The organism is Luteibacter sp. NPDC031894, assembly GCF_050273135.1.
Lineage (GTDB): Bacteria > Pseudomonadota > Gammaproteobacteria > Xanthomonadales > Rhodanobacteraceae > Luteibacter.
In genome coordinates this window covers 87194-113823 of record NZ_JBNNMV010000001.1, presented here as the reverse complement: position 1 = coordinate 113823, position 26630 = coordinate 87194, and the positions used below count along the sequence as shown (strand labels likewise).

General features: G+C 65.6%; 18 protein-coding genes and 1 pseudogene. 5 read left to right on the top strand and 14 right to left on the bottom strand.

From position 1 onward, the window contains the following. Positions 1 to 38: 38 nt before the first annotated feature. The 14 genes from ACQKIE_RS00550 to ACQKIE_RS00485 all read right to left on the bottom strand — a co-directional run bounded on the left by ACQKIE_RS00550 (position 39) and on the right by ACQKIE_RS00485 (position 14582). Entirely contained in the window at positions 39 to 1703 is a 1665-nt protein-coding gene (locus ACQKIE_RS00550) for a ShlB/FhaC/HecB family hemolysin secretion/activation protein (RefSeq protein WP_427454933.1), read from the bottom strand. A gap of 68 nt (positions 1704 to 1771) precedes the next feature. Further along, positions 1772 to 3298 (bottom strand): collagen-like triple helix repeat-containing protein, encoded by a 1527-nt coding sequence (locus tag ACQKIE_RS00545; RefSeq protein WP_427454932.1) that lies wholly within the window; start codon positions 3296 to 3298, stop codon positions 1772 to 1774. 303 nt (positions 3299 to 3601) lie between these two features. Beyond that, on the bottom strand, positions 3602 to 3907 hold the full coding sequence (locus tag ACQKIE_RS00540; RefSeq protein ID WP_427454931.1) for an STAS domain-containing protein: 306 nt from the start codon (positions 3905 to 3907) through the stop codon (positions 3602 to 3604). Positions 3908 to 3917: 10 nt separating this feature from the next. Continuing rightward, positions 3918 to 5096 (bottom strand): methyl-accepting chemotaxis protein, encoded by a 1179-nt coding sequence (locus tag ACQKIE_RS00535; protein ID WP_427454930.1) that lies wholly within the window; start codon positions 5094 to 5096, stop codon positions 3918 to 3920. A gap of 16 nt (positions 5097 to 5112) precedes the next feature. Further along, positions 5113 to 6210, bottom strand: coding sequence for a protein-glutamate methylesterase/protein-glutamine glutaminase (locus ACQKIE_RS00530; protein ID WP_427454929.1), 1098 nt, complete (start codon positions 6208 to 6210; stop codon positions 5113 to 5115). Positions 6211 to 6291: 81 nt separating this feature from the next. Further along, positions 6292 to 6951: a chemoreceptor glutamine deamidase CheD gene (gene cheD, locus ACQKIE_RS00525; RefSeq protein ID WP_427454928.1), complete on the bottom strand. Its 660-nt coding sequence runs from the start codon at positions 6949 to 6951 to the stop codon at positions 6292 to 6294. Continuing rightward, positions 6948 to 7823, bottom strand: a complete 876-nt coding sequence (locus ACQKIE_RS00520) for a CheR family methyltransferase (protein ID WP_427454927.1) — start codon at positions 7821 to 7823, stop codon at positions 6948 to 6950. Before ACQKIE_RS00520 ends, cheD begins: the two co-directional genes overlap by 4 nt. 3 nt (positions 7824 to 7826) lie before the next feature. After that, complete coding sequence (locus tag ACQKIE_RS00515) at positions 7827 to 9539, bottom strand: methyl-accepting chemotaxis protein (RefSeq protein ID WP_427454926.1); 1713 nt, start codon at positions 9537 to 9539, stop codon at positions 7827 to 7829. A gap of 84 nt (positions 9540 to 9623) precedes the next feature. Then, complete coding sequence (locus ACQKIE_RS00510; protein ID WP_427454925.1) at positions 9624 to 10139, bottom strand: chemotaxis protein CheW; 516 nt, start codon at positions 10137 to 10139, stop codon at positions 9624 to 9626. A 228-nt stretch (positions 10140 to 10367) separates the two neighbouring features. After that, complete coding sequence (locus tag ACQKIE_RS00505) at positions 10368 to 12335, bottom strand: chemotaxis protein CheA (RefSeq protein WP_427454924.1); 1968 nt, start codon at positions 12333 to 12335, stop codon at positions 10368 to 10370. A 39-nt stretch (positions 12336 to 12374) separates the two neighbouring features. Beyond that, complete coding sequence (locus tag ACQKIE_RS00500) at positions 12375 to 12737, bottom strand: response regulator (protein WP_331544887.1); 363 nt, start codon at positions 12735 to 12737, stop codon at positions 12375 to 12377. A 10-nt stretch (positions 12738 to 12747) separates the two neighbouring features. Continuing rightward, entirely contained in the window at positions 12748 to 13065 is a 318-nt protein-coding gene (locus tag ACQKIE_RS00495; RefSeq protein ID WP_427454923.1) for an STAS domain-containing protein, read from the bottom strand. Between the two features lie 144 nt (positions 13066 to 13209). Next, the gene (locus tag ACQKIE_RS00490) at positions 13210 to 13500 is read right to left on the bottom strand and encodes a hypothetical protein (RefSeq protein ID WP_427454922.1); all 291 of its coding nucleotides are present in this window, start codon (positions 13498 to 13500) and stop codon (positions 13210 to 13212) included. Between the two features lie 335 nt (positions 13501 to 13835). Continuing rightward, positions 13836 to 14582 (bottom strand): hypothetical protein, encoded by a 747-nt coding sequence (locus ACQKIE_RS00485; RefSeq protein ID WP_427454921.1) that lies wholly within the window; start codon positions 14580 to 14582, stop codon positions 13836 to 13838. A 745-nt stretch (positions 14583 to 15327) separates the two neighbouring features. Between ACQKIE_RS00485 and ACQKIE_RS00480 the strand changes: the two genes are divergently transcribed. The 5 genes and pseudogenes from ACQKIE_RS00480 to ACQKIE_RS00460 all read left to right on the top strand — a co-directional run bounded on the left by ACQKIE_RS00480 (position 15328) and on the right by ACQKIE_RS00460 (position 26554). Further along, on the top strand, positions 15328 to 18348 hold the full coding sequence (locus ACQKIE_RS00480) for a TonB-dependent receptor (protein ID WP_427454920.1): 3021 nt from the start codon (positions 15328 to 15330) through the stop codon (positions 18346 to 18348). Positions 18349 to 18409: 61 nt separating this feature from the next. Next, positions 18410 to 20695 (top strand): annotated as a pseudogene (locus ACQKIE_RS00475) (beta-N-acetylhexosaminidase); the annotation flags it as partial. Continuing rightward, complete coding sequence (locus ACQKIE_RS00470; protein WP_427454919.1) at positions 20692 to 23280, top strand: glycoside hydrolase family 3 C-terminal domain-containing protein; 2589 nt, start codon at positions 20692 to 20694, stop codon at positions 23278 to 23280. The pseudogene ACQKIE_RS00475 and the gene ACQKIE_RS00470, both read left to right, overlap by 4 nt. 40 nt (positions 23281 to 23320) lie before the next feature. Next, a complete protein-coding gene (locus ACQKIE_RS00465; protein ID WP_427454918.1) occupies positions 23321 to 25156 on the top strand; it encodes a glycoside hydrolase family 35 protein in 1836 nt (611 codons plus the stop codon). Positions 25157 to 25183: 27 nt separating this feature from the next. Further along, entirely contained in the window at positions 25184 to 26554 is a 1371-nt protein-coding gene (locus tag ACQKIE_RS00460) for an alpha-L-fucosidase (RefSeq protein ID WP_427454917.1), read from the top strand. The last annotated feature ends 76 nt before the right edge of the window (positions 26555 to 26630 follow it).

The window sequence follows — 26630 nt, the reverse complement described above, 5'->3', positions numbered from 1 at the left end:
GGTCGCAGGATCTTGCCGCCCGCGCCGTGAAGGCGCGGTCACATCAGCTTGTAACTGAACGTCAGGTTCCAGCGCATGTCGCGATCCTCGCTTTCCGGTGGCTTATCGCCCGTGGGCCAGGCCAGCGCGAAGTCGATGGCGTAGTGCTTGTTGTCCGAGGCACGCACGCCGATCGCGGCGGAATCGAGGCGGTCGATGAAAGGGCGCGCGCCGTTGAGGTAGACGCGTGCCGCCTGGTAGGCAACATAGGGGACGAGCGACGCGACCCACTTCGCTCCGGGAACGAAGCTTCGATTGATCTCGGCGGACGCCGCCCAGCCGCTGTCGCCTGCCGCGTCGCCGGGGTCGTACGCATAGGCGAAGCTGGGGCCGCCGAAGTTGATCTGCTCCGTGGACGGCAACGTGTCGTGGCTGTACTGCCCCGTACCCCGCAGGACGGTCCCGAGCTTGTGCGCCCATTGCTGCGACCAGCTGAAGTTGGCGGTGTAGCGGGTGAAGGCGACATCCGGCATGGCAAGGCCGAGCGCACCGAAGTTGCTCACGGCGCGGGAGTAAGCACCCAATCCATCGAACCCATGGGCGACGGCGAAGGCGAACTGACGCGTGCGCTTGTCGTCCACCGCCAGCCAGGATAGCTCTGCGTTGAGCACGCGCACGCTGGACTGCAGCGCGATCATGGCGCCTGTATCCACGTTGCGATACCGATCGTCCTGCCTGGACGCATAGACGCCCATCGCAAGGTTGGTCCGCCGCGTGTTGCCAAGGACCAGCGGGTAGGTCGCCGTGAGCGCCAGGCGTTCCTGGGTCAGCCGGTGGTCGAGATAGGACGGCAGTTGCTCGTCAGTGGAAGGCTGGCCCCAATACCGGCTAGCGTCGAGCTTGCCTTGCCAGCCACGGGAACCGATCGGCTGCACGTAACCCGCCGAGTAGAAGCGCTGACCGCCGCCATTGGGATAAAGCGTCGACAGGCTCACCTGCTCGCCCATCGGCGTGGCACCGTTCTCCAGCAGCGTGAACACGCCTTGCGCACCGGGATGGTTGAGGTCCAGCCCATAGCTCATGTCGTACCGCTGCCGTGACACATCGAGGTCGAGCCTCGTCGCGCCGTCCGTGGTGGTGGGGGGCGGTACGTTCGCCGCCACTTTGAGTCCCGGTAGTTGGCCGAGCAGTTGCGTGTACCGCTCGAACGTCGCCTGCCTCAGCGGGCGCTCGCCGACGATGTGTGCCGCCATCGCACGTATGCGCGGCTCCAGGTTGCCCGCGTCCCCGCGCACGCCGACCTCGGCGACATAGCCTTCCACGACCTGGATCTTGACCACGCCGTCGGCCAGCGATTGGTTGGGCACGAAGGCGAACGAGAGCGCGTAGCCGCGCGACTTGTAGAGCGCAGTCACGCGGTCCGCGGCTGCGACGAGTTCGCGGACGGTCGTGTCTTTGCCGCGCATGGGCGCGAAAACGGCCGCGACCTCCGCGAACGGTATGGACGTCACGCCGGCGACATCGAATCGCGATGGCGTGAGGTGCGTCGCGAGTAAGGCTTCCAGCGCCGGATTCGGCGCCTGTACGTTGACGTTCACCGACGGCGCCTGCCGCGGGGCTTCAGTACGGGGAAGGGTCTGCAGGGGATTGGCAGGGGCGCGAACCTGCGCCGGGGCGGAACAAACGACAGTCATGCCCAGGAGGCAACCGAGCCATCGATTCATGGACTCTCCTTGTGGGTGGCGCGGGAAGCGCCAGGACGGCGAACGACGCCGTCCTGGCCTGTACCGTCTTAGCGACGCGAGGGGAAGAGGCCCTTCACCGAGCCGCTATCCGCCTCGGCCCCGCCGCCGACCACACCGCCGGTGAGTCCACCCACCAGCCCGCCGACGACGCCACCGACCGTGTTGGTCACGCCAGCGACGACACCGCCGACGCCCGCACCGCCGCCGCTACCGCCACTGGTGGCACCTCCCGTTCCAGTCGCGCCGGCCACGCCGTTCACCACCGTGCTGACGGTGTTCGTCACACCCGACAGGGCGCCGCCGCTACCCACTGCCGCGGTCGCACCGTTGCCGATGCCGGACACCGTATTGCCGACTGCCGAGGTCAGCGGCGAGAGAGGCGCGAGGGAACCCGAGCCTGCGCCGACGACCGTGTTGCCGAGCGCGGCAACCGTCGTGGTCGCGCCGACCAGGGTCGTGCCTACCGTGTTGCCGGCGCCCGGAGCGGCCGTGCCGAGGCCGCTGTGCAAGCCGGAACTCAATGGAGCGAGGGCATTGCCCGCGTTCTGTACCGTGCCGCCGAGGGATGCGGTGAGGCCACCGGCTGCACCCGGCAACTGCGCGCCCGCGATATCCGCGCCGAGGCCTGCGACCGCGCCGCTACCGCCACCCACGAGGCCTCCCGCCGCGTTGCCGGCCGCCGCGACGAGGTTGCCCGAGGCGATCGGCGACGAGCTGTCACCCAGCGCCCCCGCGAGCGGCGTGACCACATCGCTCACGGCCTGGGTCAGCGCATCCGCGCCCGAGGATGCGAGGACGCCGTCCAGGCGCTGCCCTACCTGCTCGACGCCCGACCCCACCAGCGACACCGTGGTGCCAACGGCAGCGGTGATGGGCGTGATCGGCGTGCCGGCGCCGACGGTGCTGACGCCGCCGCCGAGGTCGTTCACCGCGCCGCCGACCTGGGTCACGACATTGCCCAAGCTGTCGGTGGTGGTGCCGACCGGATTGTCGATATTCCCGGTCTGGCCCAGACCGTCGCTGATGCCGTTGCCCAGCGTGGTCACCGCCTTGCCGAGACCATCGACGGCGTTGCCGGTCGCATTGGTCAGGCCGCTCGTACCGCCGAGCACGGTCGTCGCCGGCAGCTGCGTTCCGATGCCCGAGACGGCGCCGCCCACCGCGGAAACGATATTGCCCGCGCCCGTGGCAGCAGCGCCGACGGCGCCGGTGGGCGTCGGCGTCCCGCCACCACCGTCCCCGCCGCCATTGTCGCCACCGCCGTTGCCACCACCACCACCGTTATCGCCACCGCCATTCCCGCCGCCGTTGCCGCCACCCGTGCCGCCACCGGTACCACCGCCGGAACCCGTGCCACCGTTACCACCGGTGCCGCCGCTATCGCCTCCGGTACCCCCACCGGTGCCACCACCCCCCGTATCTCCCGCGCCGCCGGGATGCACCGTGCCACCGGAGCCACCGCCCGAATGGGTGGAACCGTGGCCGCTGCACGCGGTGACCGACACTGCCGCCGCGGCGATACAGGTCGCCAACAAGGTGCGGGTAAGGACGTTTCCGATTCGCTGTTCACTCATGATCAACACTCCTCCGACGATGCCCGTGGGCAATGCCCCCTGCCAGTGGGAGCCGAAACCTCGGCCCCGCGTTGAGCGGCGGCCGCAGTCTCATGAGACGCGGAGATGCGCGGTGTGACTGCGCAAAAATGGCAACCACTGCCGTGGCAGGTGCGCAATTGCGGCGGAATGTGCGGCGAGTCACAAAACGGCGTGAGTGGCGTTTGAACGCCGGTCGCGAATCGTGCGGGAGGGCCTTGCGCAAAAAAAAACGCCCCGGTGGGCCGGGGCGTTCCGCGAAACCGTATCGGTCGAGACGCCGTTTCAGTGCACGGTGAAAAGCTTGTCGAAGCCGGCGATGCGGAGCGTGTTGCGCAGGTCGGCGCTGGCGTTGACGATGCGGATCTCCGCCCGTTCGCCGCCAGCGTGTTCGCGCAGGAGCATCAGCATGCCAAGCGCCGAGCTGTCCATGCCGGTGACCTGCTCCAGGTCGAGCACATAGCTGCGCGCGGCGGGCACGTCACCGAGGCAGGCGTCGTGAAAGGCGCGATGGATCGAGAAGTCGAAGCGCTCGCCCAGGTGGAGGGTGAGGCAGCCTTGCTCCGAATCGTGGTGGACGTTGATGGCCATGGGAGCTTCCTTAGAACAGGTCGATGTCGCCGGCAGCCATGGACTGCTGGAGGGCGGGGCCGCGCGAACGGAGGCGGGCACGCTCGCGTTGCTCGGCCAGTCGCGAGCGGACGCGCTGGGCACGGGCGCCGAGCTCCGACGCATCGGACGGCGCGCAAGCCAGCTCCTCGATGTCGCGGGTGCAGTCGGCGGTGATTTCCTGCAGTTCCACCAGGCGCGAACGCGTCTGGTGCAGCAACTGGCTCAGGATGTCCTCGAACTGCAGCGAGCGGATCGTGGTGGACACATCGTTGCCCAGGCCGCGGTTGATGGAGGCGGCTTCGTCGGCCGCGGCGCTGGTGCGCGCGTTGGACTCGGTGATCGTCGACATCATTTCGTCAATGCCGCCCTTGGTGGACAGCGCGACGTTCATGTCTTGCGAGGCCATGTGACCGACCAGTTCGCGCAGCTGTTCCATCGCGGTGCGCGAACGCTCCACGTGGGTGCCGATCTTCTCGTTGAACTGGTTGCTGTGCTGGGCGAGGTTGCGGATCTCGCCCGCCACCACCGCGAAGCCACGACCGGACTCGCCGGCACGGGCGGCTTCGATGGCCGCATTCAACGCCAGCAGGTTGGTTTCCTCGGCGATGGTATTCACGTTCTTCAGCAGCGCGAACACGGCATCCATCTCTTTCGCCATGCCATCGATGCGATAGACGATGCGCAGGCTCTCGCGGGAGAGCTGCACGATCAGGCCCACGAAGTGCTCGAGCAGGCTTGCCGTGCGATCGGCGAAATCCTGTACCGAAATGCCCTTGCCGCCAGCCTCGATGATCTCGCTGAGCAGCTTCTGCTGCTTGCCCGTCTTGTGCGACAGGCCGTTGAAGCCGCCGCCGAGTTCCGCGACCGCATCGCGCAGGAGTTCCAGTGCCTGGTTCAGTTCGCGGCTGGCATGACCGAGTTCGTCGACGATGGCACTGCGGACGTCTTCCATCGCCTCGCGTACCGACGCTTCGTCGCTGGTGGCGGAACTCAGCACCACCTCCACCTCGGGCAGCGGCTTGGTGCGCAGGTTGACCGCGATCCAGGTCGCCGTCAGCAGGACCACCACGACCGGGGCGACCCAGGCCGAGTGGAACACCAGCACCAGCACCAGCGCGATCGCGCTGGCGGTGAAGGCGACGCTGTGTTCGTTTTTTGGGATCAGCATGATGACGTCTCGTTAATCAGGTGCCGACGCGCGCGGCGGCGGGCACGGGGGTAGAAGCAAGCGCGAGCAGGCGAGCCGCGATGGCGTCGAGGGGGAGCATTTCGCCGGCGGCACCGGCCTTCCACGCGGCACCGGGCATGCCCCAGACGACGGAGCTGGCTTCGTCCTGCACCAGGGTGTGGGCGCCGATTTCCTTCAGTTCACCGAGTCCGCGCGCGCCGTCGTCACCCATGCCGGTAAGCAGGCAACCGATGGTGGCGGCGCCCACGCTGGCGGCCATGGAACGGAAAAGCACGTCGACCGCGGGCTTGTGGCGGTTCACCGGCGGGCCGTCGTGGAGGCGGCAGACGTGCCGGGCACCGTCCCACATCACCAGCAGGTGCTGGCTACCGGGCGCGATGTACGCATGGCCCGGCTGGATCGGTTGGCCGTCGCGCGCTTCACACACGCGCATGGCCGAGCAGGAGTCCATGCGCGCGGCGAACGGACCACTGAAGGCGGCGGGGATATGTTGGGTGATGACGATGGGTGGCGCCGTGGGCGGCATCGCCTCGAGGACCACGCGGATGGCTTCCGTACCGCCGGTGGACGCACCGATCGCGATGATCCGCGTACCGCCGCGGCTCCCTGCCGTCTGCGCGCGCGGCAGCACGGCATCGGCGGACAGGCGCGGGGCCACGTCCAGCTTCGTCACCGTGGCGCGCTCGCGCGGCTTGGCGCCCGCGGCGAGGCGCACCTTGGCGCAGATCTCCGGCGCGTGCTCCATGAAGGTGTTGGCGAGGTCGGCCGAGGGCTTGGTGAAGAAGTCCACGGCGCCGAGCTCGAGGGCGCGCAGCGTGACGTCGGCGCCCTTTTCCGTGAGGGTGGACACCATCACCACCGGCATCGGGCGCAGGCGCATGAGGTTGTCGAGGAAGGTCAGGCCGTCCATGCGCGGCATCTCGACGTCGAGCGTGAGCACGTCGGGATCGAGCTGCTTGATCTTGTCGCGCGCGATCAGCGGGTCCGCGGCGGTGCCCACCACCTCGATGCCCGGATCGGACTCGAGCATGGCGGTCAGCACCTTACGTACCAGGGCCGAATCGTCGACGATAAGAACGCGTACTTTCTGCATGGGTTCTGGCAACTCGGGTGGCTTGACGTCCCTGTCGGCGAACCGACCGGATACGGTAACGAGGCAGGCTCCTGACGGACGTCAGAAAAGCTCGACCTCTCCCTTTATCGGATCATCTGCCAATCGCTTGAGGTACCGCTTCTCGCGATCGGCCAGGCTGTGGTCGTGCATGGAGCGCATCTGGCGCACGCGCACCTTGCCGCTCACGGGGAAGAACTGCACCTGGCGGGGGTAGATGTCGCCCACGTCGGCCGCGCAGAGCTTCAGCTTTTCGGTGGCGATGTACCGCTGCACGAAGGCGATGTTGCGCTGTCCGATGTCGGTCATCGTGGCCAGCACGCGGCCGCCGCCGAAGATCTTGACCTCCAGGTCCTCGCGCCGACCGCCCGCCTTGAGGATCGCGTTGATCAGCTGCTCCATGGCGTCGTTGCCATAGCGCGCCGCGCGCCCCACCGTGGAGCTCCAGCCGTCGCGCTCGCCAGCCGGCTCCGGAAGCATGAAGTGGTTCATGCCGCCGATGCGGCGCCGTGCGTCCCGCACACAGGCGGATACGCACGAGCCCAGCACCGTCGAAATCATCTCTTCCTGCACGCTGACGTAGTACTCGCCGGGCAGGATTTTCACCGTGACCACTTCCTGGGCCGGATCCCAGAAGCGGCGCACGTGCTCGAAGCCGGGCAACACGCTTTTTGGATCGAAACCTACGAAGGTCCTCGGTTGCAGGACGAACGCATCGCTCATGAACGCTTCCGGTAGACCGTGCGGCCGATCAGGTCGAAGTCCTCCGACAGTCCGTACATGGACTCCGAATGACCAAGGAAAAGGTAGCCGCGGCTTTCCAGCATGCCGGCGTAACGGGAGAACAGGCGCTGCTTCGTGGGCTTGTCGAAATAGATCACGACGTTGCGGCAGAAGATCGCGTCGAAGCGGCCCTGCATGGGCCAGTCGTGCAGCAGGTTCAAGGGCTGAATGGTGACCAGTTCGCGCAAGCGCGGATGGACCTGCGCGTAACCGTCGTAACCGCCCTCGCCGCGCAGGAACCAGCGCTTGCGCCGCGCATCGCTGACGCCGCCCAGCCGATCGACGGGGTAGACCCCCTTACGTGCCGCCGCCAGCGCCTGGGGCGAAAGGTCGGTAGCGAGGATCTTGGCGTCCACGTCCGCGCCCGTGCGTTCCAACGCCTCGGCCAGGACCATCGCGATGGCATACGGTTCTTCGCCGCTGGAACAGCCGGCCGACCAGATCCGCAGGCGGCCACCGCCGCGCTTCTCCGCCAGCCAGCGCGGCAGCAGCTCGTCCACGAGCATGTCGTAATGGTGCATCTCGCGGAAGAACGACGTGACGTTCGTGCTGATGCAGCTGGCCAGTTCGCCCAGTTCGGACTCCGGGTCGCGCCGCAGCAGTTCGCAATAGGCGCCGAAACCCGTCAGCCCCAACGCGCGCAGGCGGCGCAGCAGGCGCCCCTGCACCAACTGGCGCTTATGGTCACCCAGGGAGATACCACAATGCTGCAGCACGAAGTCACGGAGGAACGCGAAATCGGCTTCTCCAAGGCTCGGCCCCGTCGCGCCCGCCGGGCCGACGGCATCACCGCTGTCGACGAGCGCGTTCATCGATCAGAACTCCTTCCACACCCCGGCGTCGGCGGGTTCCGCCGAGCGGGTGGCACGAGGAGCCGGTGCGCTGCGCACGGCGGCGAACACGGTCTCCATCTCTTCCTGCGCCGGGTCCTTCTTCTTCGCCTTGCCAGCGGGCGTGGCGGAGGTGTTGCCGGCGATCTGGAAGAAGGCGACCTGGCGGCTGAGCTCAGTGGCCTGCTCGTGCATGGCACGCGCGGCCGCGGCCGATTCCTCGACCAGCGCGGCGTTCTGCTGGGTCATCTCGTCCATCTGCAGCACCGCGTGGTTCACCTGGTCGATGCCGGCCGACTGCTCCGAGCTGGCAGCGGCGATCTCGGCGACGATGTCCGTCACCTTCTTCACGCTGTCGACGATTTCGGCCAGCGCCTTGCCCGACTGGTCGACCAGTTCGGAACCGGTGCGCACCTTGTCGGCGCTGTCGTTGATGAGGCCCTTGATCTCCTTGGCCGCGTTGGCGGAGCGGCCCGCGAGGTTGCGGACCTCGGTCGCCACCACGGCGAAGCCGCGACCCTGCTCACCGGCACGCGCCGCTTCCACCGCCGCATTGAGCGCCAGCAGGTTGGTCTGGAACGCGATCTCGTCGATGAGGCTGACGATGTCGGAAATCTTCTTGCTCGACGAATTGATCTCGCGCATGGCGACGACCGTCTGAGCGACCACGTCGCCGCCCTTCTCGGCCTGCTCGCGCGCGCCGCGAGCGAGCTGGTTCGCGTGGCTGGCATTCTCGGCGTTCTGCTTCACCGTGGAGGTCATTTCCTCCATCGACGACGCCGTTTCCTCGAGGCTCGACGCCTGTTCCTGCGTACGCTGCGACAGGTCGTCGTTGCCGCGCGAGATCTGCTGCGCGGCGGTGCTGACGGAACCGGCACCGTGGCGAACTTCGGAGACGATCGCGCTCAGGCGCTCGTCCATCGCGCGGAAAGCCGCCTGCAGCTGGCCCAGTTCGTCGTTGCGGGTCACCTTCACGTCATGGCCGAGCTTGCCCTCGGCGATGAGGTGGGCGACGGAAACCGTCTGCGACAGCGTGCGGATGATCGAACGGATGACGAGCACCGCGATGAGCAGGCTGATGCCGAGGCCCAACGCCAGCGCAACGATGCTCAGCATACGGATCGTCGCGTACTGCGCGGACTCCTTCGCGAAGATCGCTTGCGCCTCGAGGCGCTTGCCCTCCATGAGCTTCTGCAACTGGCTCTGGCGGTCCATCATCAGCGGACGCACCTGCAGCTCGAGCACGTCGCTGGCGCCCTCGTCACCCTGGTTCAGCGCGTCGAGCATGTCGCTCTTGCTCTGGTCGTAGTCGGCGTTGGTGGACTGCCACTTGTCGTAGTACTTCTTGATGTCGGGCGACATCGGGACCTTGCTGAACTGCTGCTTCACCGCGTTCATCTCGGTCTGGTACTTCTGGAACTCCGCGACCTTCTGCTTCACCTGGTCCGGCTTGCCGACCTTGGCCGCGGCCTCGCCCATGACCACGAACGACATGAGCGAATTGGTGTTGATGCGCGCAAGCATCTCCGACGGTGCCAGCTCTTCCTCGTAGATCTGGCGCATGCCTTCGTTCTGGAAGTGCATGGCGCCGAGGCCGACGATCGCGCCGCCGATCAGCATGAGCGTGAGCAGGCCGAGCACGCCGTAGAGGCGTCCGCGGATGGTCATGGCAGGCATTTTGAACTTGAACTTCTTCATTGCGGTTCCAATCGGCAAGGTGCGGCAAGGGCAAACCAGGCATCACGGTGGGCAAGCCTGGATGGCCTCCCGGTGTTCATACGCTCAGGCGACGGCTTTCACATCCGACGAGGCCAGCGCGGCCTCGAGCATCTGCGCATCCTGGGGCTGGAGCAGGCGATCCACATCGAGGAGCAGCACCATGCGCTCGCCGACCGAGGTCAGGCCCTTCAGGTATTCGGTGTCGACGGTGGTGCCCATGTCCGGCACGGGGCGCACGGCGCCCGGCACGACATCGACCACGTCCGAGACTGCGTCGACCACCACGCCGAACTGGCGGCCCGCGACCATCACGATCACGCAGACGGTGGTGGCGGTGTACTCCTCGCGGGCAAGACCGAAGCGCAGGCGCAGGTCCAGCACGGGAACGATCGCGCCGCGCAGGTTGAGCACGCCGAGCACGTAGGACGGAGCCTGCGGAATGCGCGTGACGGGCGTCCAGCCACGGATTTCACGGACGGCGAGGATGTCGACGCCGTACTCCTCGTTCCCGAGGTTGACGGTGAGGTACTGCGCGGCCTCGTCGGACGCGGCGGTGGCGGAATTGGCTTGCTCGTTCATGTCGTTCCCACGGCGGATCGGATCGGCGGTTCGGGACCCCTTCCCAAGGGGTATCGGCCGCGGCCGTTGGGACTTGAGGGGGAAATCCGTGACTGCTGGCCCCAGGAGAGGTATTGCGGTCATCTGGTGTAGGAGCCGCTATAGCGGCGAGAGCATCCTTGCCGCTATGTCGCAAGGTCTTCTCGCCGCTATAGCGGCTCCTACATCACCAGGGGCTCGCAGGCAGCCTCAGGCAGCCTTCTTGCGGCCCTGCATGCGAACCAGCCCAGCCACGTCGGCAATGAGCGCCACGGAGCCATCGGCCAGGATCGTCGCGCCGGAAATCCCCGCCACGCGGCGGTAGTTGGCTTCCAGCGACTTCACCACCGCCTGCTGCTGGCCGATGAGTTCGTCGACGAAAAGACCGATGCGCGTGCCCTCGCCTTCCACGACGATGACAATGCCTTCGTCGATCGCCCGGCGACGGCCATCGCAGCCGAACACGTCGAAGAGACGAACGATCGGCAGCCAGTGGTCGCGGAAGCGGAATAGCTCGCCGCCGCCCGCCACGCTGCGCACGGCGTCCGGCTTCACCTGCACCGATTCCACGATGGAAACCAGCGGGACGATGTAGGTCTCCTCGCCCACCGCGGCGGTGAGGCCGTCGATGATGGCGAGCGTGAGCGGCAGCGTGATCGTGAAGGTCGTACCGCTGCCCTGTGTGCTGCGGATACCGACGGTGCCGCCGAGGTCCATGACGTTGCGACGGACGACGTCCATGCCCACGCCACGTCCCGAGAGGTCGGTGGTGGCGGCGGCGGTGGAGAACCCGGCTTCGAAGATCAGGTCGGCCACGGCCTCGTCGGTCATGCCGTCACCGGAGGCGATGATGCCGCGCTGCACGGCCTTCGCCACGATGGCGTCGCGGTTCAGGCCGGCGCCATCGTCGGCGACTTCCACCACGATGGAACCGCCACGATGGAAGGCTTCCAGGCGCAGGGTGCCTGTGTCGGACTTGCCTGCGGCGAGACGCCTCGCGGGGCCTTCCAGGCCATGGTCGATGGCGTTGCGCACGAGGTGGACCAGCGGATCGCCAATCTTCTCGAGCACGGTCTTGTCGAGCTCGGTGGTCTCGCCGCGCAGGTCGAGCACCACTTTCTTCTCGAGCTTCTGCGCCAGATCGCGGACCAGGCGCGGAAAGCGGTTGAACACCGTGCTGATGGGCAGCATGCGGATGCTCATGACGCTTTCCTGCAGCTCGCGCGTATGGCGGCCCAGCTGGGCGAGGCCATGGCGCAGCATTTCCAGCTGCGACGCATCGACGCCGTCATGAAACTGGCTGAGCATCGACTGCGTGATGACCAGTTCACCCACGAGGTTGATCAGGGTGTCGATCTTCTCGATGCCGACGCGGACGGAACTGGATTCGCTGTTAGCGGCCACGTCACGCACGGCACGCGGCGCGGACGGCGCCGCCGGAGCGGCAGCAACCGGCGCCGGCGCGGCGATACGCGGTGTCAGGCTGAGGTCGCAATCGCCGTCGACCCAGTCGAACACACCTTCGACAGCGGCGCGCTTGCCGCCGGCATCGAGGTGGAGCGTCCAGCCAAGGTAGGACGACGAGGCATCCATATCGGCCAGCGCGGGAAGCTTGCTGACGTCGCACTCGACGCGCAGCGGACCCATGGCGCCGAGTTCGCGGAACATGCGTGCCGGGTCGTTGCCGGTCTTCAGCAGGTAATCGAATGGGCGGAACGCGATGTCCCAGCCCTCGATCGCCTCGACGGGCGCGGCGACCTTTGCTGCCGCCGGTGCGGCGACGCTACCGCCCGATACCATCGCCGAGAGCTCGGCCAGCAGCGCCTGGCTCTCGGCCGTCGCCGCGGGCTTGCCCGCCATCGACAGCGCGAGCATGTCGCGCACGGTGTCGCCGGAGCGGAGCAACAGCTCCACCACGGCCTTTTCCATGGGACGGCGGCCGCTACGGACCTCGTCCATCAGGTTCTCGGCCACGTGGGTGAAGGCTGCCACGTCGGTGAATCCGAACGTGGCCGCGCCACCCTTGATCGAGTGGGCGGCACGGAACACGACATTGATCAGTTCCGGGTCGTCCGCACCCTCATCCAGCGCGAGGAGCGCCTGCTCCATGGCGTCGAGGCCGTCGAGGCTCTCCTCGTGGAACGCCTTGTGGAATTGCGCCAGATCGACTTTGGACATGAGGGTGGATCCTGGATTACCGGAACGTCTTGGAGCGGATTAACCGAGCACGCGGGCCACGGTGGCCAGCAGCTGGTCGGGGTCGAACGGCTTCACCAGCCAGCCGGTGGCACCGGCCGCCTTGCCTTCCATCTTCTTTTCCGGGTTCGACTCGGTCGTGAGCATGAGGATGGGCACGCCGCTGTAACCGGCCATCGTGCGCATCTCGCGGACCATGGAGATGCCGTCCATCACCGGCATGTTCACGTCCGCCAGCACCAGGTCGAACTTGGTGCCGCGCGCCGTATCCAGCGCAACCTGGCCGTTATCGGCCTCGTCCACGTCGTGGCCCGCGCCACGCAGGGTGAAGGCCACCATGCTGCGCATGGAGGCCGAGTCGTCTACCGCAAGAATCTTTGCCATCGGAGCACCTTCAGTTCACGCCGGCGTGGGCCGGCAGTTCGATCAAAGCATCAAGACCCAGCACGGACACGCCGCGCCGGAGGCTGTCACTGACACCGGTCCAGGCGACCGGAAGGCCGGCCGCACGGGCGTCGCGGGAGAACGCCGCGAGCACTTGCAGGGCCGCCGTGTCGACCTGGGCCACGGCCGTGCCGTCGAGTTCGACGGGCCCGCCGGCGGCCAGGACAGCCAGCAGCGTATCGCGCAGCGCGGGCGCCGCGGCGATACGCAGGTCGGCATCCAGCGCCAGCGGATCGCGGGGGGCGTCTTTGGAGGATTTCTTCGCCATCGTCCGTACCGTTGGGACCCTTGGCGCGCATCGCCCGGGGGTCGTTCGATGGGCTTATCGGCTTGGTGGGGGAAAGCTTTAGGGGTGTGGGTTGCCCCTCGTTTGTTCCGGCACGCACCTCCCGGACCCAGGGAAGCACGAACCTTACTGATGATTCTGCCGAAGAAGCTTGAACTGTGACGACAAAAGTCCCTCAAGCAAAAGAGGATCCCGGACGTAGCTCAGGTACAGGAGAACCGGAAATTCAGGGAATCCCTGCTCAGCCGGCTCTTCATCGAACAGGTCAAAATTCACTTTAAGCACCGCGACTTCTTCACCTTCGTATTTATGGGAGTAATACACGCCGCCCTGATAGTCACTCTCCCTCTCCTCCATAGCCACGTCCAAAGACAGTTCAACCTCGTTCTTGCTTCGAGAAGAGACTTGTTTTGACATCCGTAAAGAATGAAATAGCGCATGACCCTAATGTTGCTACTCTTCAGCGACTCAGCCTCCCCACTCCACAGATCGTCTAGAAGCGACTTCTTAGTAATTGGTGATCAAACTCTCAGAGAAATTCAATCCCACCAGACTCCGAATCTATCTCGAGAGCAAAATGAAGCGACATCAAGAATCCTCAACAAGGATAGGAAGAATATCCAACGAGTCTCTTAGATCTCCAGCGACCTCGGTTGCGAGCTGAAGCAGCTCTCAAACCAGGTCCTAGACCGCCCAAACATCCTCCCGGCCTCCTTCAGATGCCGCGCCAAGATCGAGTTCGCCACGTCGCGTCACAAGGAAGCGGATTTTGCGTCGTTCAGAGCGAGCGCCAACGCTTCGGCCGCATCGCGTTGCCCACCGATCACCGTATATATGAGACATACCCATGTCGCTGCGTCAATGTAGTGCCCTCGGGATATCCAGCCGTCAAGACTTTTTGCGAGGACCTTTCGACCCCAAGCGAAAATCTCTTCCCGCTCTTCACTGAGGTTCTCCCAGGACGACGCCACGGCGTAGCCAAACTTCCTCGGTGAAGCCGCACTACCTCGTTTAACGGCACCGGTACCGACGAGCGTTTCGTATTCAGATGTCGCGCGACCGGGCTCGCCTGCGAGCAGAGCCACAGGCATAAATTGATCGAATCTAAGTCCCTTCATATGTGCCGGTAGATAGGCATGCTCGTCATACGCCGCCACTAGCTCCGATCGGAGCGCCGCCTTCCAGACGCCAACATCGATCGCATCGCCCGATAGCCATTCCGCCACCCCTAGTGCCTCATTGAGCCTATAGATGTGAAATTCCGGAGCGGTACCGAAGTCTTCCCTGAGGTCAATCGCACCACGAAGCCACTCGCGACACTTTGGAATCGAATCTCGAACATCGTTGAGCAAACCCACAAAACCTGCCAGGGCGATGAACTCAACGAGGCTCCGAGCCACATTTCCCATTGGCCTGTCAGGACGGAATCTCGCTTCGTTCACGAAGGAAATCGTGAATTCCTTCATGCTCTTCGTAATCAGCTTTTCATCGAACTTCATGAAGAGTTGCAAACCTTGCCGCCGCAGTAGCGGACCTGATAGGAGTTTTTGCGTTACCCGACCAACCGTATTCCTTCTCCTTAACGTCGGGTCGAAGGAGCTTGAAGTGTTAGGGCGAAAGCCGGGTAAGGGGCGCACGTAAAGACGCAGAATGATGGAGCACAACAGTTCCCGTCATGGCTGGCATATGCCACTGCCGTGGTGCGACACCACCAGTGCGGCAACTGTGGGCGGGTCAAATATCGTTCACTGAACCCCGTAGATCGCCCGGCGCAGGGCAACCTGAGCATCCGCCGCTGCTGTGCGCGACGCAGCTGCTCTTGTTTGTCCAGCGTGGTCTGCTGCGCCGAGGCGTTACCGCCGGCCCCGATCGCAAGCAGGGAAATCAGCCCGTATGCCGTTGTGCGCCAACGGCCTTCCCCTGAAAACCTCATTTTCCTGCTACTCCAAACCGTCCTGGTTCAAGGGCGCGCGGGAACTCTCTCGAGTGCCGCGGCCCGGCTCTTCATCGCTCGATTTCGGCAGGCAACCCCCAAACTTTAGGGCCGCCCGACGATTACGAAATTTCCTGAAGCGAATTATGATTTTTTCTTAATTTCACCAGTAAACGTCGTATTCATATCGACACACTGTCATGAGCGGGAAAGACTCGACCTTCGTTAGCGCTCGACGAGACGCGTGTGTCCACGCGCATCCGATCCGCGCGCGGGGCTTTGGCCTGTGGCCGTTGCGGGGAGCAATTTCAATGAAGAATGTCGATCGGTTCCAGCGCGCGGGGACGCGCCGTCATGTAGGCCTGCACCGATTCGCGCGCCGCGCTCTTGCGACTTCGGTCTTGCTGGCGTGCGCCCACGTGGCAACGGCGCAGTCGTTGACTGGCGGGCTCTATGGACATGAATCCGCCGGCACGGGGGTGACAGTCCGCGTCGCGAGCTCGGCCACGGGCTTTCATCGGGACGTAACGCCCGACGCCGACGGCCGGTACTCGGTCGCCGGGCTCAATCCCGGAACGTACCAGGTGACCCTCATCCGCAACGACCAGCCGCTCGGCACCTACGACGTGGTCGTCAACCCGAACCGCAACGCATCCGTACCGGACCTCGGCGCGGCCACGGCAGCGACACCAGCGGACGCCGACGCAAGCGACCTGGCCGGCGTGCAGGTCTCGGCCACGGCGATGGCGACGAACATCATGCCGATCGACGTCAGCACGCCCGAACTCAGCACCAGCTACAACTACAAGCTAATCGATGCCCTGCCCGTCGACCGCAGCCCGGAAAGCGTGGCGAGGCTGGATTCCAGCGTCCGCTTCGACCAGCACAACACCGGTTTCGTCTCCATCGGTGGCGCCAGTCCGGCGGAGAATCGTTACTACTACAACGAGTTCGACGTCACCAACGACAAGACCTCGCTAGGTTCCACGACGCTGCCTGCCGAGGCTATCAGCGACACCCAACTGATCACCGGAGGCGCCAGCGCTTCCTGGACGAACGCCACCGGCGGCGTGCTCTCCTCGACGATCAAGCAGGGTAGCAACCAGTTCCGTGCCGGCTATTCGTTGTACTTCACGCCGCCGACCTCGCGCTGGTTGAACCCGCGCGGCCACAACACGCTGAACGCGATCGGCGACTACACCAGCTACACCTCGGCCAACAATCACGACGGCGTGGCCCAGCAATATCTCTGGGCCTCCGGCGCCCTGGTGAAAGACAAGCTCTTTTTCTTCGCGCTGCTGGGTAACGATCCGGCGAGCAAGAGTCAGGCTTACAACCAGACGCAGAAGCAGGTCTCCAGCGACCGCGACAAGAATTACCTGCTCAACCTGACCTGGAACATCACGGGCAACCAGTCGCTGAACGTCCTCGCACATCGCGACTACTCGCAGACCTTCAATAATTTCTACGATCTCGACGAAGACTACGACCCCAGATCCGTGGGCGCGTATCGCGCCTGGAGCCAGACTCGCACGGACAGCCGCTTCCTCATCGGCAACTACCACTGGCAGATCAACGACGACCTGGCGTTACGCCTGATGGGCGGTTACCTCGGCTCCATCGTGTATTCGCCAAGCTCCGGCGAGCAGGACACCGCCTTCCCCTACGTCACGTCCTATGACACCGCCACCCAGGTGCAGACCAACATCGGACGCAATAACGCCGCATACGTGTACTCGCCGTCCGACTATTGGCGCCGTGGCTGGAAAGGCGACCTCACTTGGCAGCTGGGCGATCACAAGCTGGTGTTCGGCGGCGAGTACTACAAGCACTCCCTCGCCAGCACCACCAACTCGGTGCCGGCTGGCTGGTTCACTTACTACAACCAGGCCAACGTCGCCTTGCTCAATGGTTCGCTGTCGCCTGCCGAAGGGCGCTATGTAAGCCAATATGTGGACCTTGAAGGTGGCTCATTCGAGACGATCAACAAGGGCGCCTATGTGGAGGATTACTGGCAGGCCACGGATCGCATGCTGCTCTACGGCGCCTTGCGCTGGGACAACTACATCTACAAGGACGGCGTGGGCAACCAGTTCATGCGGCTGCCCACCACGTCGCCGCGGCTTGGCTTCTCCTGGGACGTGAATGGCGACAGTACGCTCAAGGTCGGCGGCAGCCTCGGCAAATATTCCATCCCGCTCCCGTCTTCCTTCAGCTTCGGCGTCGCGGAGCCGCGCACCACGTATACCAACTACTACACCTACACCGGCGTCGACCCGAACACGCAGGCCCCCATCGGACTCAGCCAGATCGGCAGCACCTACTACTACAACCAGGGTGTGCCGACACCCGCACAGATCGCCGCCACGAACGTCAAGGCGCCTTACCAGTACGAGGCCCAGCTCTACGTGCAGAAGCAGCTCACGCCCGAGTGGTCGGGCCTGGTGCAGCTGGGCTGGACCGATCTGCGCCGTGTCGTCGAGGACACCTGTTACGGCGGCGGGGTGCAGGCTTACGCGCAGTCGCACGGCTACCCCGGCTACGAGCAGAACGACACCACCTGTTGGCTGGTGAACCCGGGCGAGAAGTTCACCCTGAAGCGCGACTATGACGGCGACGGCCAGGTCGAGGCCCTCGATATCCCGGGCGCCGCGATCGGCATACCCCGGCCGAAGCACAAGTACTACAACCTCAAGCTCGGCCTGACGCATGCGTCGTCACCGGCGGAACCGTACTTCCTCAACCTGAGCTACACCTACGCCCGTGAGTACGGCAATACCAATGGGTTGATCGACGAGGAGCGCCGCAACGCCGGCTGGATCGGCCAGACCACCGCTTTCAACTATCCCGCCGTGATGGCCGGCAGCAACGGCAACCTCGCCGGCGACATTCGCCACAGCCTCACCGCCACGGGGACCTATGACTTCGCCAATGGCTTGTCGTTGGGCGGCGTGTTCACGGCGCACACCGGCGCGCCGACCAGTTGCATCGGCACGGTGCCCGACAGCAACGACCCCGCGTATCCCCTCGGCGCGGCCACGCATTATTGCGATGGCGTCGTCGACAAGCAGGGCACCGATCGTCGGCTGCCGTTCTTCTGGCAGCTCGATCTCTCGGCCACGTACCACTGGACGATCAACGCGGCCAACGACCTCAGCCTGCAACTCAGGATGACCAACGTCACCAATCGCCAGGGCACGATCGACATCAACCAGGCTTACGATACGGGGTCGCTCATCGGCGACAGCACGACCCAGAGCGTGAACTACCACGCCGCCACCTGGCAGATCCCGCGCACGACGAGCATGGTGCTGCGGTACACGTTCCAGTGAAGGAGTTTCGATGAAGCGTTGGCTCGTCGCAGGCCTGTGCCTGCAAGCGGTTTCCTGTCTCGCGGCGGCGCCGACAGCGCATGCGGCAACGGACTTGCCGTTGATTCCCTTGCCGGCGGAGGTGCGGCCAGCGACCGGGTCGCTGGCCATCGACGCCCATACCGTCATCGCCTATCCGCCGGGCGATAAGGCAGCGAAGGCCTCGGCGGAATACCTCGCCGCCGAGCTCAACCGCAGCCGTGGCTTGTCGCTGGCGGTGACGTCGTCCGCGCAACCGCCCCGCGGGGCGATCTCGCTGCGGATCGACCCCAAAGCCGGCATGGACAAGCCCGAGGGTTATACGCTGGACGTTGGTGCCGACGGCGTTCGTATCGCGGCGCGAGACGATGCAGGATTGTTCTACGGCGCGGTCACCCTCTGGCAACTGGCGACCGCCGACGGCAGGCACGGCGCCACGCGCATTCCCGAGGTGGCGATCCGCGACTGGCCACGCTTCGCGTGGCGCGGGCTGATGCTCGACGTGGTCCGGCATTTCCACGACGTGGCGACGGTGAAGCAGGTCCTCGACACGATGGCCGAGCACAAGCTCAACGTTTTCCACTGGCACCTCAGCGACGACCAGGGCTGGCGTATCGAGATCAGACGCTATCCGAAACTCACCAGCGTCGGCGCTTGGCGTACGCCGCCAGGGGCCGGCACGCACGGCGAGCCCGAACGCTATGGTGGTTTCTATACGCAGGCGCAGATTCGCGAGGTAGTCGCTTATGCGGCCGCACGCCACATCACGGTGGTGCCCGAGCTGGACATGCCAGGCCATGCGCAGGCCGCGGTGGCCTCCTATCCCGACATTGTCGGCGTCACCGCCGAACATCCCAAGGTGTCCGTGGACTGGGGCGTGAACCCCTACCTGTACAACGTCGATGAAAAGAGCTTCACCTTCATCGAGAACGTGCTCGACGAAGTGATGGCCTTGTTCCCGTCCACGTACATCCACCTCGGCGGGGACGAGGCGGTCAAGGACCAATGGGAGCGTTCGCCGGCCGTGCAGGCGAAGATGAAGTCGCTAGGCATCGCCGACGAGAACGCACTGCAGAGCTGGTTCATGGATCGGTTGGGCGATTACCTAGGAAAGCACGGCCGTCGACTCATCGGGTGGGACGAGATCCTCGAAGGCGGTCTGCCGCGCACGGCCTCCGTGATGTCGTGGCGTGGCGTGCAAGGCGCGATCGACGCGGCGAAAAAAGATCACGACGTGGTGCTCGCCCCCGCCGGTTGGATGTATTTCGACAACCAGCAAAGCGACCGTGCCGACGAGCCGAACGGGCGGCTCTCCGTCCTCGCGCTGGAGCGCGTCTACGGTTTCGAACCCGTCGACCCATCGCTTACACCGGATCAGGCAAGGCACGTGCTCGGCACCGAGGCGACGCTGTGGGCTGAGTTCATCCCATCCGCCGCACATGTCCAGCACGCCCTGTTTCCCCGCGTGGACGCCATGGCGGAAATCGCCTGGTCGCCGAAGGACGCTAGGCAATGGAAGGGTTTCCTCCAGCGGCTGCCCGCACAGTTCCGGCGCTACGAGGCGCTCGGCATCGCCGCCTCGGATACCGCGTTCGCACCGGCCATCCACGTGGACGAGACCGTGCCGGCTATCCTGGCCTCGGGCAAGGCCACGGTGCGGATCGATACCCAGGCCGGGTTCGGCACCGTGCGCTACACGACGGATGGCAGCACGCCCGGCGCGAAGGCCGCCGTCTACAGCGGGGCGTTCCCGGTGACCCTTCCGACGACCGTGCGCGCAATCACGTTCGCGCCGGATGGCACGCCGCTGGCCGCGGTGCGCTCTCGCGTCATCGACCGCCCGAACCTGCTCTCGCGTCGCAATGGCGAGCTCAGCAAGTGCCCCGACGGAAGCCTCGGCCTGCGCATGCCACTGCTCCCGGATCTCGGCGCCATGGACACGCCCGTCTACGACGTGGACCTGTTCCACTCCTGCTGGCTGTATCCCAAGGCTCCCTTGGACGGCACCTCCGGCGTTCGTGTCGATATGGCACGACTGGCGCGCAATTACGGACTGGCACATGACCAGGCGAAGGTCGTCTCGTATCCGTCCAAGAACGCGCAGGGCGAACTGGAGGTCCACCAGGACACGTGCACCGGACCGCTGCTCGCCAGCCTGCCGCTCCCCCCCGGCAAGGCGCTCGGCGAACGCTTCGCGCTCGATGGCGCTCTGCCCCGTTCCGTCGGAGAGCACGACCTTTGCCTGCGTGTGACCGCGCCGATCGACGGGCCCCTATACGGCCTCGGTAAAGTACAGCTCATCGATACGGCCACAAAGACGACCCGATGACGTACAGGCAGCTCTTCCTTCCCCTTGCCTTCGCCCTGGTGGGTGCCGCCAACGCCGCGGTGCCTCTCACGCCGGATCAGAAGGCGAAGGACCTCGTGGCGCACATGAGCCTCGAGGAGAAAGTGGCCCAGTTGCAAAGCGCCGCCCCTGCCCTGCCTCGACTCGGTATCCCGGCGTATGAATGGTGGAACGAGGGCCTGCACGGTGCGGCACGCGCCGGTTACGCCAGCGTGTTCCCGCAGGCCATCGGCCTCGCGGCCACGTGGAATCCGGAGCTGCTGCGCCAAGTGGGCGACGTGGTGTCGAAGGAAGCACGCGCTCGTTTCGATGCCATTGGCGCGGGGCATGACCACGGCCGCTACGAAGGGCTGACCATCTGGTCGCCGAACGTGAATATTTTCCGGGACCCCCGATGGGGGCGCGGGCAGGAAACGTATGGGGAGGATCCCTATCTTTCCGGGCGGCTTGCCGTCGGGTTCGTGCAGGGCATCCAGGGGCCGGACCCGGCGCACCCGCGCGCGATCGCCACGCCGAAGCACTTCGCCGTGCATAGCGGCCCCGAAGCGGGGCGTCACGGGTTCGACATCGATGTATCGCCCCATGATCTGGAGGCCACGTTCCTGCCAGCCTTCCGCGCGGCGGTCACCGAAGGGCACGCCAGCTCGGTGATGTGTGCGTACAACGCGCTGCACGGCACCCCGGTCTGCGCCGATGGCGGCTTGCTCGGCGACATCCTGCGCAAGGACTGGGGATTCACCGGCTACGTCGTCTCCGATTGCGACGCCATCGACGACATGACGAAGTTCCACTATTACCGGCCTGACAATGCCGGTTCCTCCGCAGCAGCGATTCGCGCCGGTACCGACCTCGACTGTGGCTTCGCCTATGCCGACCTCGTCGAGGCGGTGCATCGCGGTGATGTCGCCGAATCCGTGCTGGACACCTCGCTCGTTCGACTCTTCGCCGCGCGCTATCGCCTCGGTGAGCTCGGCGCAGCCACGGTGAAGCCGAAGCCCATGGACGGAAAGGCGCACGGCGCTCTCTCGCTGCGGGCCGCGCTCGAATCGGTGGTGTTGCTGAAGAACGAGAACCGCACCCTGCCGCTGCAAGGCAAGCCGCGCATCGCCGTTATCGGACCGAATGCCGATACGGTCGAAACCCTTGAAGCCAATTACCACGCCACGCCGCGGGCACCGGTCACGCCATTGCAGGGTCTGCGTGCGCGCTTCGGCGCGGATCGCGTGAGCTACGCGCAGGGCTCGCCGATCGCCGCTGCCGTGCCCGTGCCGGTACCGGAAACCGCCCTGCGCACCAACGAGGGCGCCGACGCGACCGTCGGCCTCACCGGCCACTACTTCGCCGGCACGGACGTCGAGGGAAAACCGCGCACCACGCGCGTCGATCGCACGGTCGACTTCGACTGGGACCACGTCACGCCCGCCGGTCTTCCATCCGGTCGCTACGCCGTACGCTGGACGGGCTCGCTGCTGCCTCCTGGCCCCGGCGATTACAACCTGGCCGTGCATGTGGAGCGATGCTTCGACTGTGCAGGCCACGACCCGGTACGTCTCTTGGTCGACGGCAAGGCGGTCATCGACGACAAGGGCGACGACACGCACATGCAGGCAACCCTGCACTTCGATGATGCGCGCCCGCACGATCTGCGCCTGGAGTATGTGCATAGCGGGGAAGACCAGGGTGTCCGCCTCCAGTGGCTGCCGCCCGCCGACACCCAGTTGGCCGAGGCCGCACGAGCCATGGCGTCGTCCGACGTGACCGTGGCGTTCGTCGGTCTCTCTCCCGACGTGGAGGGCGAGGAACTGCACGTGGACGTTCCCGGCTTCGACGGGGGCGACCGCACCGACATCGGCCTCCCCGCCGCGCAGCAGGCATTACTCGAACGCGCGGCCGCGAGCGGGAAACCGCTGGTGGTTGTGTTGATGTCCGGCAGCGCCGTGGCGCTGAACTGGGCACAGGCGCACGCGTCGGCGATCGTCGCCGCGTGGTATCCGGGCGAGTACGGCGGCACGGCCATCGCTCAGGTGCTCGCAGGTGACTACAACCCCGCCGGACGCCTCCCGGTGACGTTCTATCGGTCGGTGCGCGACTTGCCACCGTTCACGAGCTACCAGATGAAGGGGCGCACCTACCGCTACTTCAAGGGCTCCCCGCTTTACCCCTTCGGTCACGGCCTGAGCTACACGACCTTTGCCTACGACCATGCGCAGGCGTCGGCGCCCACGCTGGAAGCGGGGCAAACGCTCACCGCGAGCGTGACCGTGCGCAACGACGGCAAGCGGGCCGGCGATGAGGTGGTGCAGGCCTATTTGAGCTACCCGACGGCCGATAAGCTGGCGCCGGTGCGCAGCCTCGTCGGAATGCAGCGCGTGCATCTCGCGCCGGGCGAATCCCGCGCCGTGCATTTCTTACTTGACGCGAGGCGCCTCAGTTCGGTGGATGCGGCCGGCAAGCGCGCGGTGACTGCCGGCGCCTACGGCCTCTTCATCGGCGGCGGCCAGACCGGCGACGCCCCCGGCCAGGGGATCGACTTCACGATCCATGGCGAGCAGGCGTTGCCGCGATGATCACTACACGCGTTCGCCCCGGCATCAGTCAGGAGACGGCATGACACGTCTTACCCTCGCTTCCGTCGCGTTCGGCCTCGCCATGCTCGTCGCAGTGCCCGCGGCTTTCGCCAGTGCGCCGGTGACCGTGTCCGGCGCGCAGTTCATGCGTGATGGCAAGGCCTACCAGATCGTCTCCGGCGACATGCACTTCCAGCGCGTGCCGCGCGCGTACTGGACGGACCGATTGCGCAAGGCGCGGGCGATGGGACTGAACACCGTCACCACCTATGTCTTCTGGAACCTGCTCGAACCCAAGCCGGGCACATTCGACTTCGGCGGCAACAACGATGTGGCCGCCTTCGTGAAGGCCGCCCAGGCCGAAGGACTGGATGTGATCCTGCGTCCGGGGCCTTATATCTGTGGCGAATGGGATGCGGGCGGCTATCCGGCATGGTTGTTCGCCGAGCCCGGTATGCGTGTCCGCTCACGCGACCCGCGCTTCCTCGCGGCGTCGGATCGCTACCTGCAGCGCCTCGGCAAGGAGCTTGCGCCTCTGATGGCCAGCCATGGTGGCCCGATCATCGCCACCGAGCTGGAGAACGAATACGGCTCATACGACAACGACAAGGATTACCTGGAGGCCATCCGCGAGCAGTTGCAGCACGCGGGGCTGGCTGACGACCTGCTATTGACCTACGACGGTCCCGATCTCCTTGCCAACGGTACCCTGCCCGGCGTGACCGCCGTGATCGATTTCGCCCCTGGGGAAGCGAAGAAGAGCTTCGACCTGCTCGCGCGCTTCCGCCCCGGCGCCCCGCGCATGGCTGGCGAGTACTGGGCAGGCTGGTTCGATCCATGGGGTGGCAAGCACGCCAAGACCGATGCAAAGCGCGAGGCCGATGAGATCGCCTGGATGCTCGGGCAAGGGTATTCGGTGAACGTGTACCTCGTGCACGGCGGCACCAGCTTCGGCTTCATGAATGGCGCCAACTACCAGGGCAATCCCTCGGACCATTACGCGCCGCAGACGACGAGCTACGACTACGACGCGGCGCTGGACGAAGCGGGCCGACCGACCGCCAAGTACACCTTGTTCCGCGATGCGATCGCCAAGGCGACCCATCAGATGCCGCGGCCCGTGCCGTCGTCGGCACCGGTGCGTACGCTGCCTGCCTTCACGCTGAAGGAATCGGCATCCTTGTGGGACAACCTGCCAGCGCCGCAGGCATCGGACCAGCCACAGCCGATGGAGGCTTATGGCCAGGCCTACGGTTACGTCCTCTATCGCACGAAGGTGCGGGGCCCGTTCCGTGGCACGCTCTACCTCGGCGAGGTACGTGACTATGCGGTCGTCTACGTCGATCGCAAACCGAGTGGCACCGTGGACCGCCGCCTCAAGCAAGTGTCCGCCGCCGTGGACATCGGACCCGGCGAGCACACGCTCGACGTGCTCGTGGAAAATACCGGTCGCGTGAACTACGGGCCGCACATGCAAGACGGTCGCGCCGGCATCGTCGATCCCGTCATGCTCGGTCCAACGATCTTGCGCGGCTGGCAGGTGTTTCCCCTGCCGATGACGTCGCCCGAGTCGCTGCGTGGATGGACGACCGCCAAGGTCGAAGGTCCTGCCTTCCATCGCGGCAGGATCACGATCGACACGCCCGCGGATACCTTCCTCGACGTGCGCGCCTTCGGCAAGGGCGCCGCCTGGCTCAATGGCGTGAACCTCGGCCGGATCTGGTCGATTGGGCCGCAACACGATCTCTACGCGCCGGCGCCCTGGTTCCATCGAGGAGAAAACAACGTGGTGATGTTCGATCTCGAGACGCGTGACGCGCCGACGATGCGCGGCGTCGACCAACGGCTGTGGTCCGACCCCTCGCCGGCTCCCTGACCCTCCCTCTCCAAAGGATTTTCGTCGATGTCGCAACCCGCCTTCCGCCGCTTGAAGACTGTCCTCGCCGCCGCCCTCCTGGTCGCGCTGCCCGCCGTTACGCAGGCCGAATCCTTCGCCGACGTGAAGCCTTCTCCGCAGCAGGTAGCGTGGCAGGACCTCGAGTTCGGCGTGATCGTGCATTTCGGCACCAACACCTTCCTCGACCGCGAATGGGGCGATGGCACCGCGCCGCCGGCGGTGTTCAACCCGGATAAGGTCGATCCGGACCAGTGGGCCCGCGCAGTCAAGGCGGCTGGCGTGCGCTACATGGTGCTGGTGGCGAAACACCACGACGGTTTCGCGCTGTGGCCCACGGGGCAGACCGATTATTCGGTGAAGGCCAGCCCGTGGAAGGGCGGCAAGGGCGACCTCGTGCGGATGGCGTCCGAGGCGGCGAAGAAGAACGGTCTGGGCTTTGGCGTATACCTGTCGCCTTGGGACCGCCACGATCCCCGCTACAAGGACAGCGCGGCCTACGACAAGTACTACCTGGCGATGATGGAAGAGCTGGTGCAGAACTACGGCCCTCTCACCGAGTGGTGGCTCGACGGTGCCGGCAGCGCGGGGCATGTCTACGACTTCGCCAAGTACATCGAGACGCTGCGCACCTACCAGCCCAACACCATGGTCTTCGCCGACGTGGCCCTGTTCGACTACGGCGATATCCGCTGGGTGGGCAACGAGAAAGGCGTGGTACAGGGCGAAAACTGGAATGTCATCGATCGCCACGGACAGCTGCGCTGGCGCCCGCTGGAAGTGGATACGCCGCTGCACAAGCTGCACTGGTTCTACAGCTCGAAGCCCGATTTCGCCACCTCGCTGAAAAGCGTGGACGAGATCATGGACAACTGGGAGAGCAGCGTCGGCAAGGGCGGCCAGCTCATGCTCGGCGTCGCGCCGGACCGGCATGGCCTGTTGCCCGACGCGGACGTGAAACGCCTTGCGGAGTTCGGCAAAGCGCTGAAGGCGCGTTATGGCGACGAGGCCAACCTGGCCGCGAAGCACGAGGCGACGGACGAAAATGTGGCGGCGGCCCTGGACAACGATCCGACGACGTTCTGGTCGGCGCCCGCCGGGTCCGCCAACGCCACGCTGGAAGTCGATCTTGGCCGCGACGTGACCTTCGACCATGCGATGAGCATGGAGCGGCTCGACGATGGACAGAACGTGCGCGGCTACGCCGTGCAGGTTTGGGACGGGCACGCCTGGAAGACCGTCGCGCAGGCGGAGGCGCTGGGTCATATGAAGATCGATCGCTTCCCGGCAGTGACGGCGAGAAAGGTGCGCTTGAACATCCTCTCGTCGGTGGGCACCGCGCGCATCCGCGAGTTCAAGCTGTTCGACGTCGGGCACTGACGTTATCGCGAGTTGGTCTCGCCGCTGTAGCGGCTCCTACACGGTTCCACTGTAGGAGCCGTACAGCGGCGAGAAA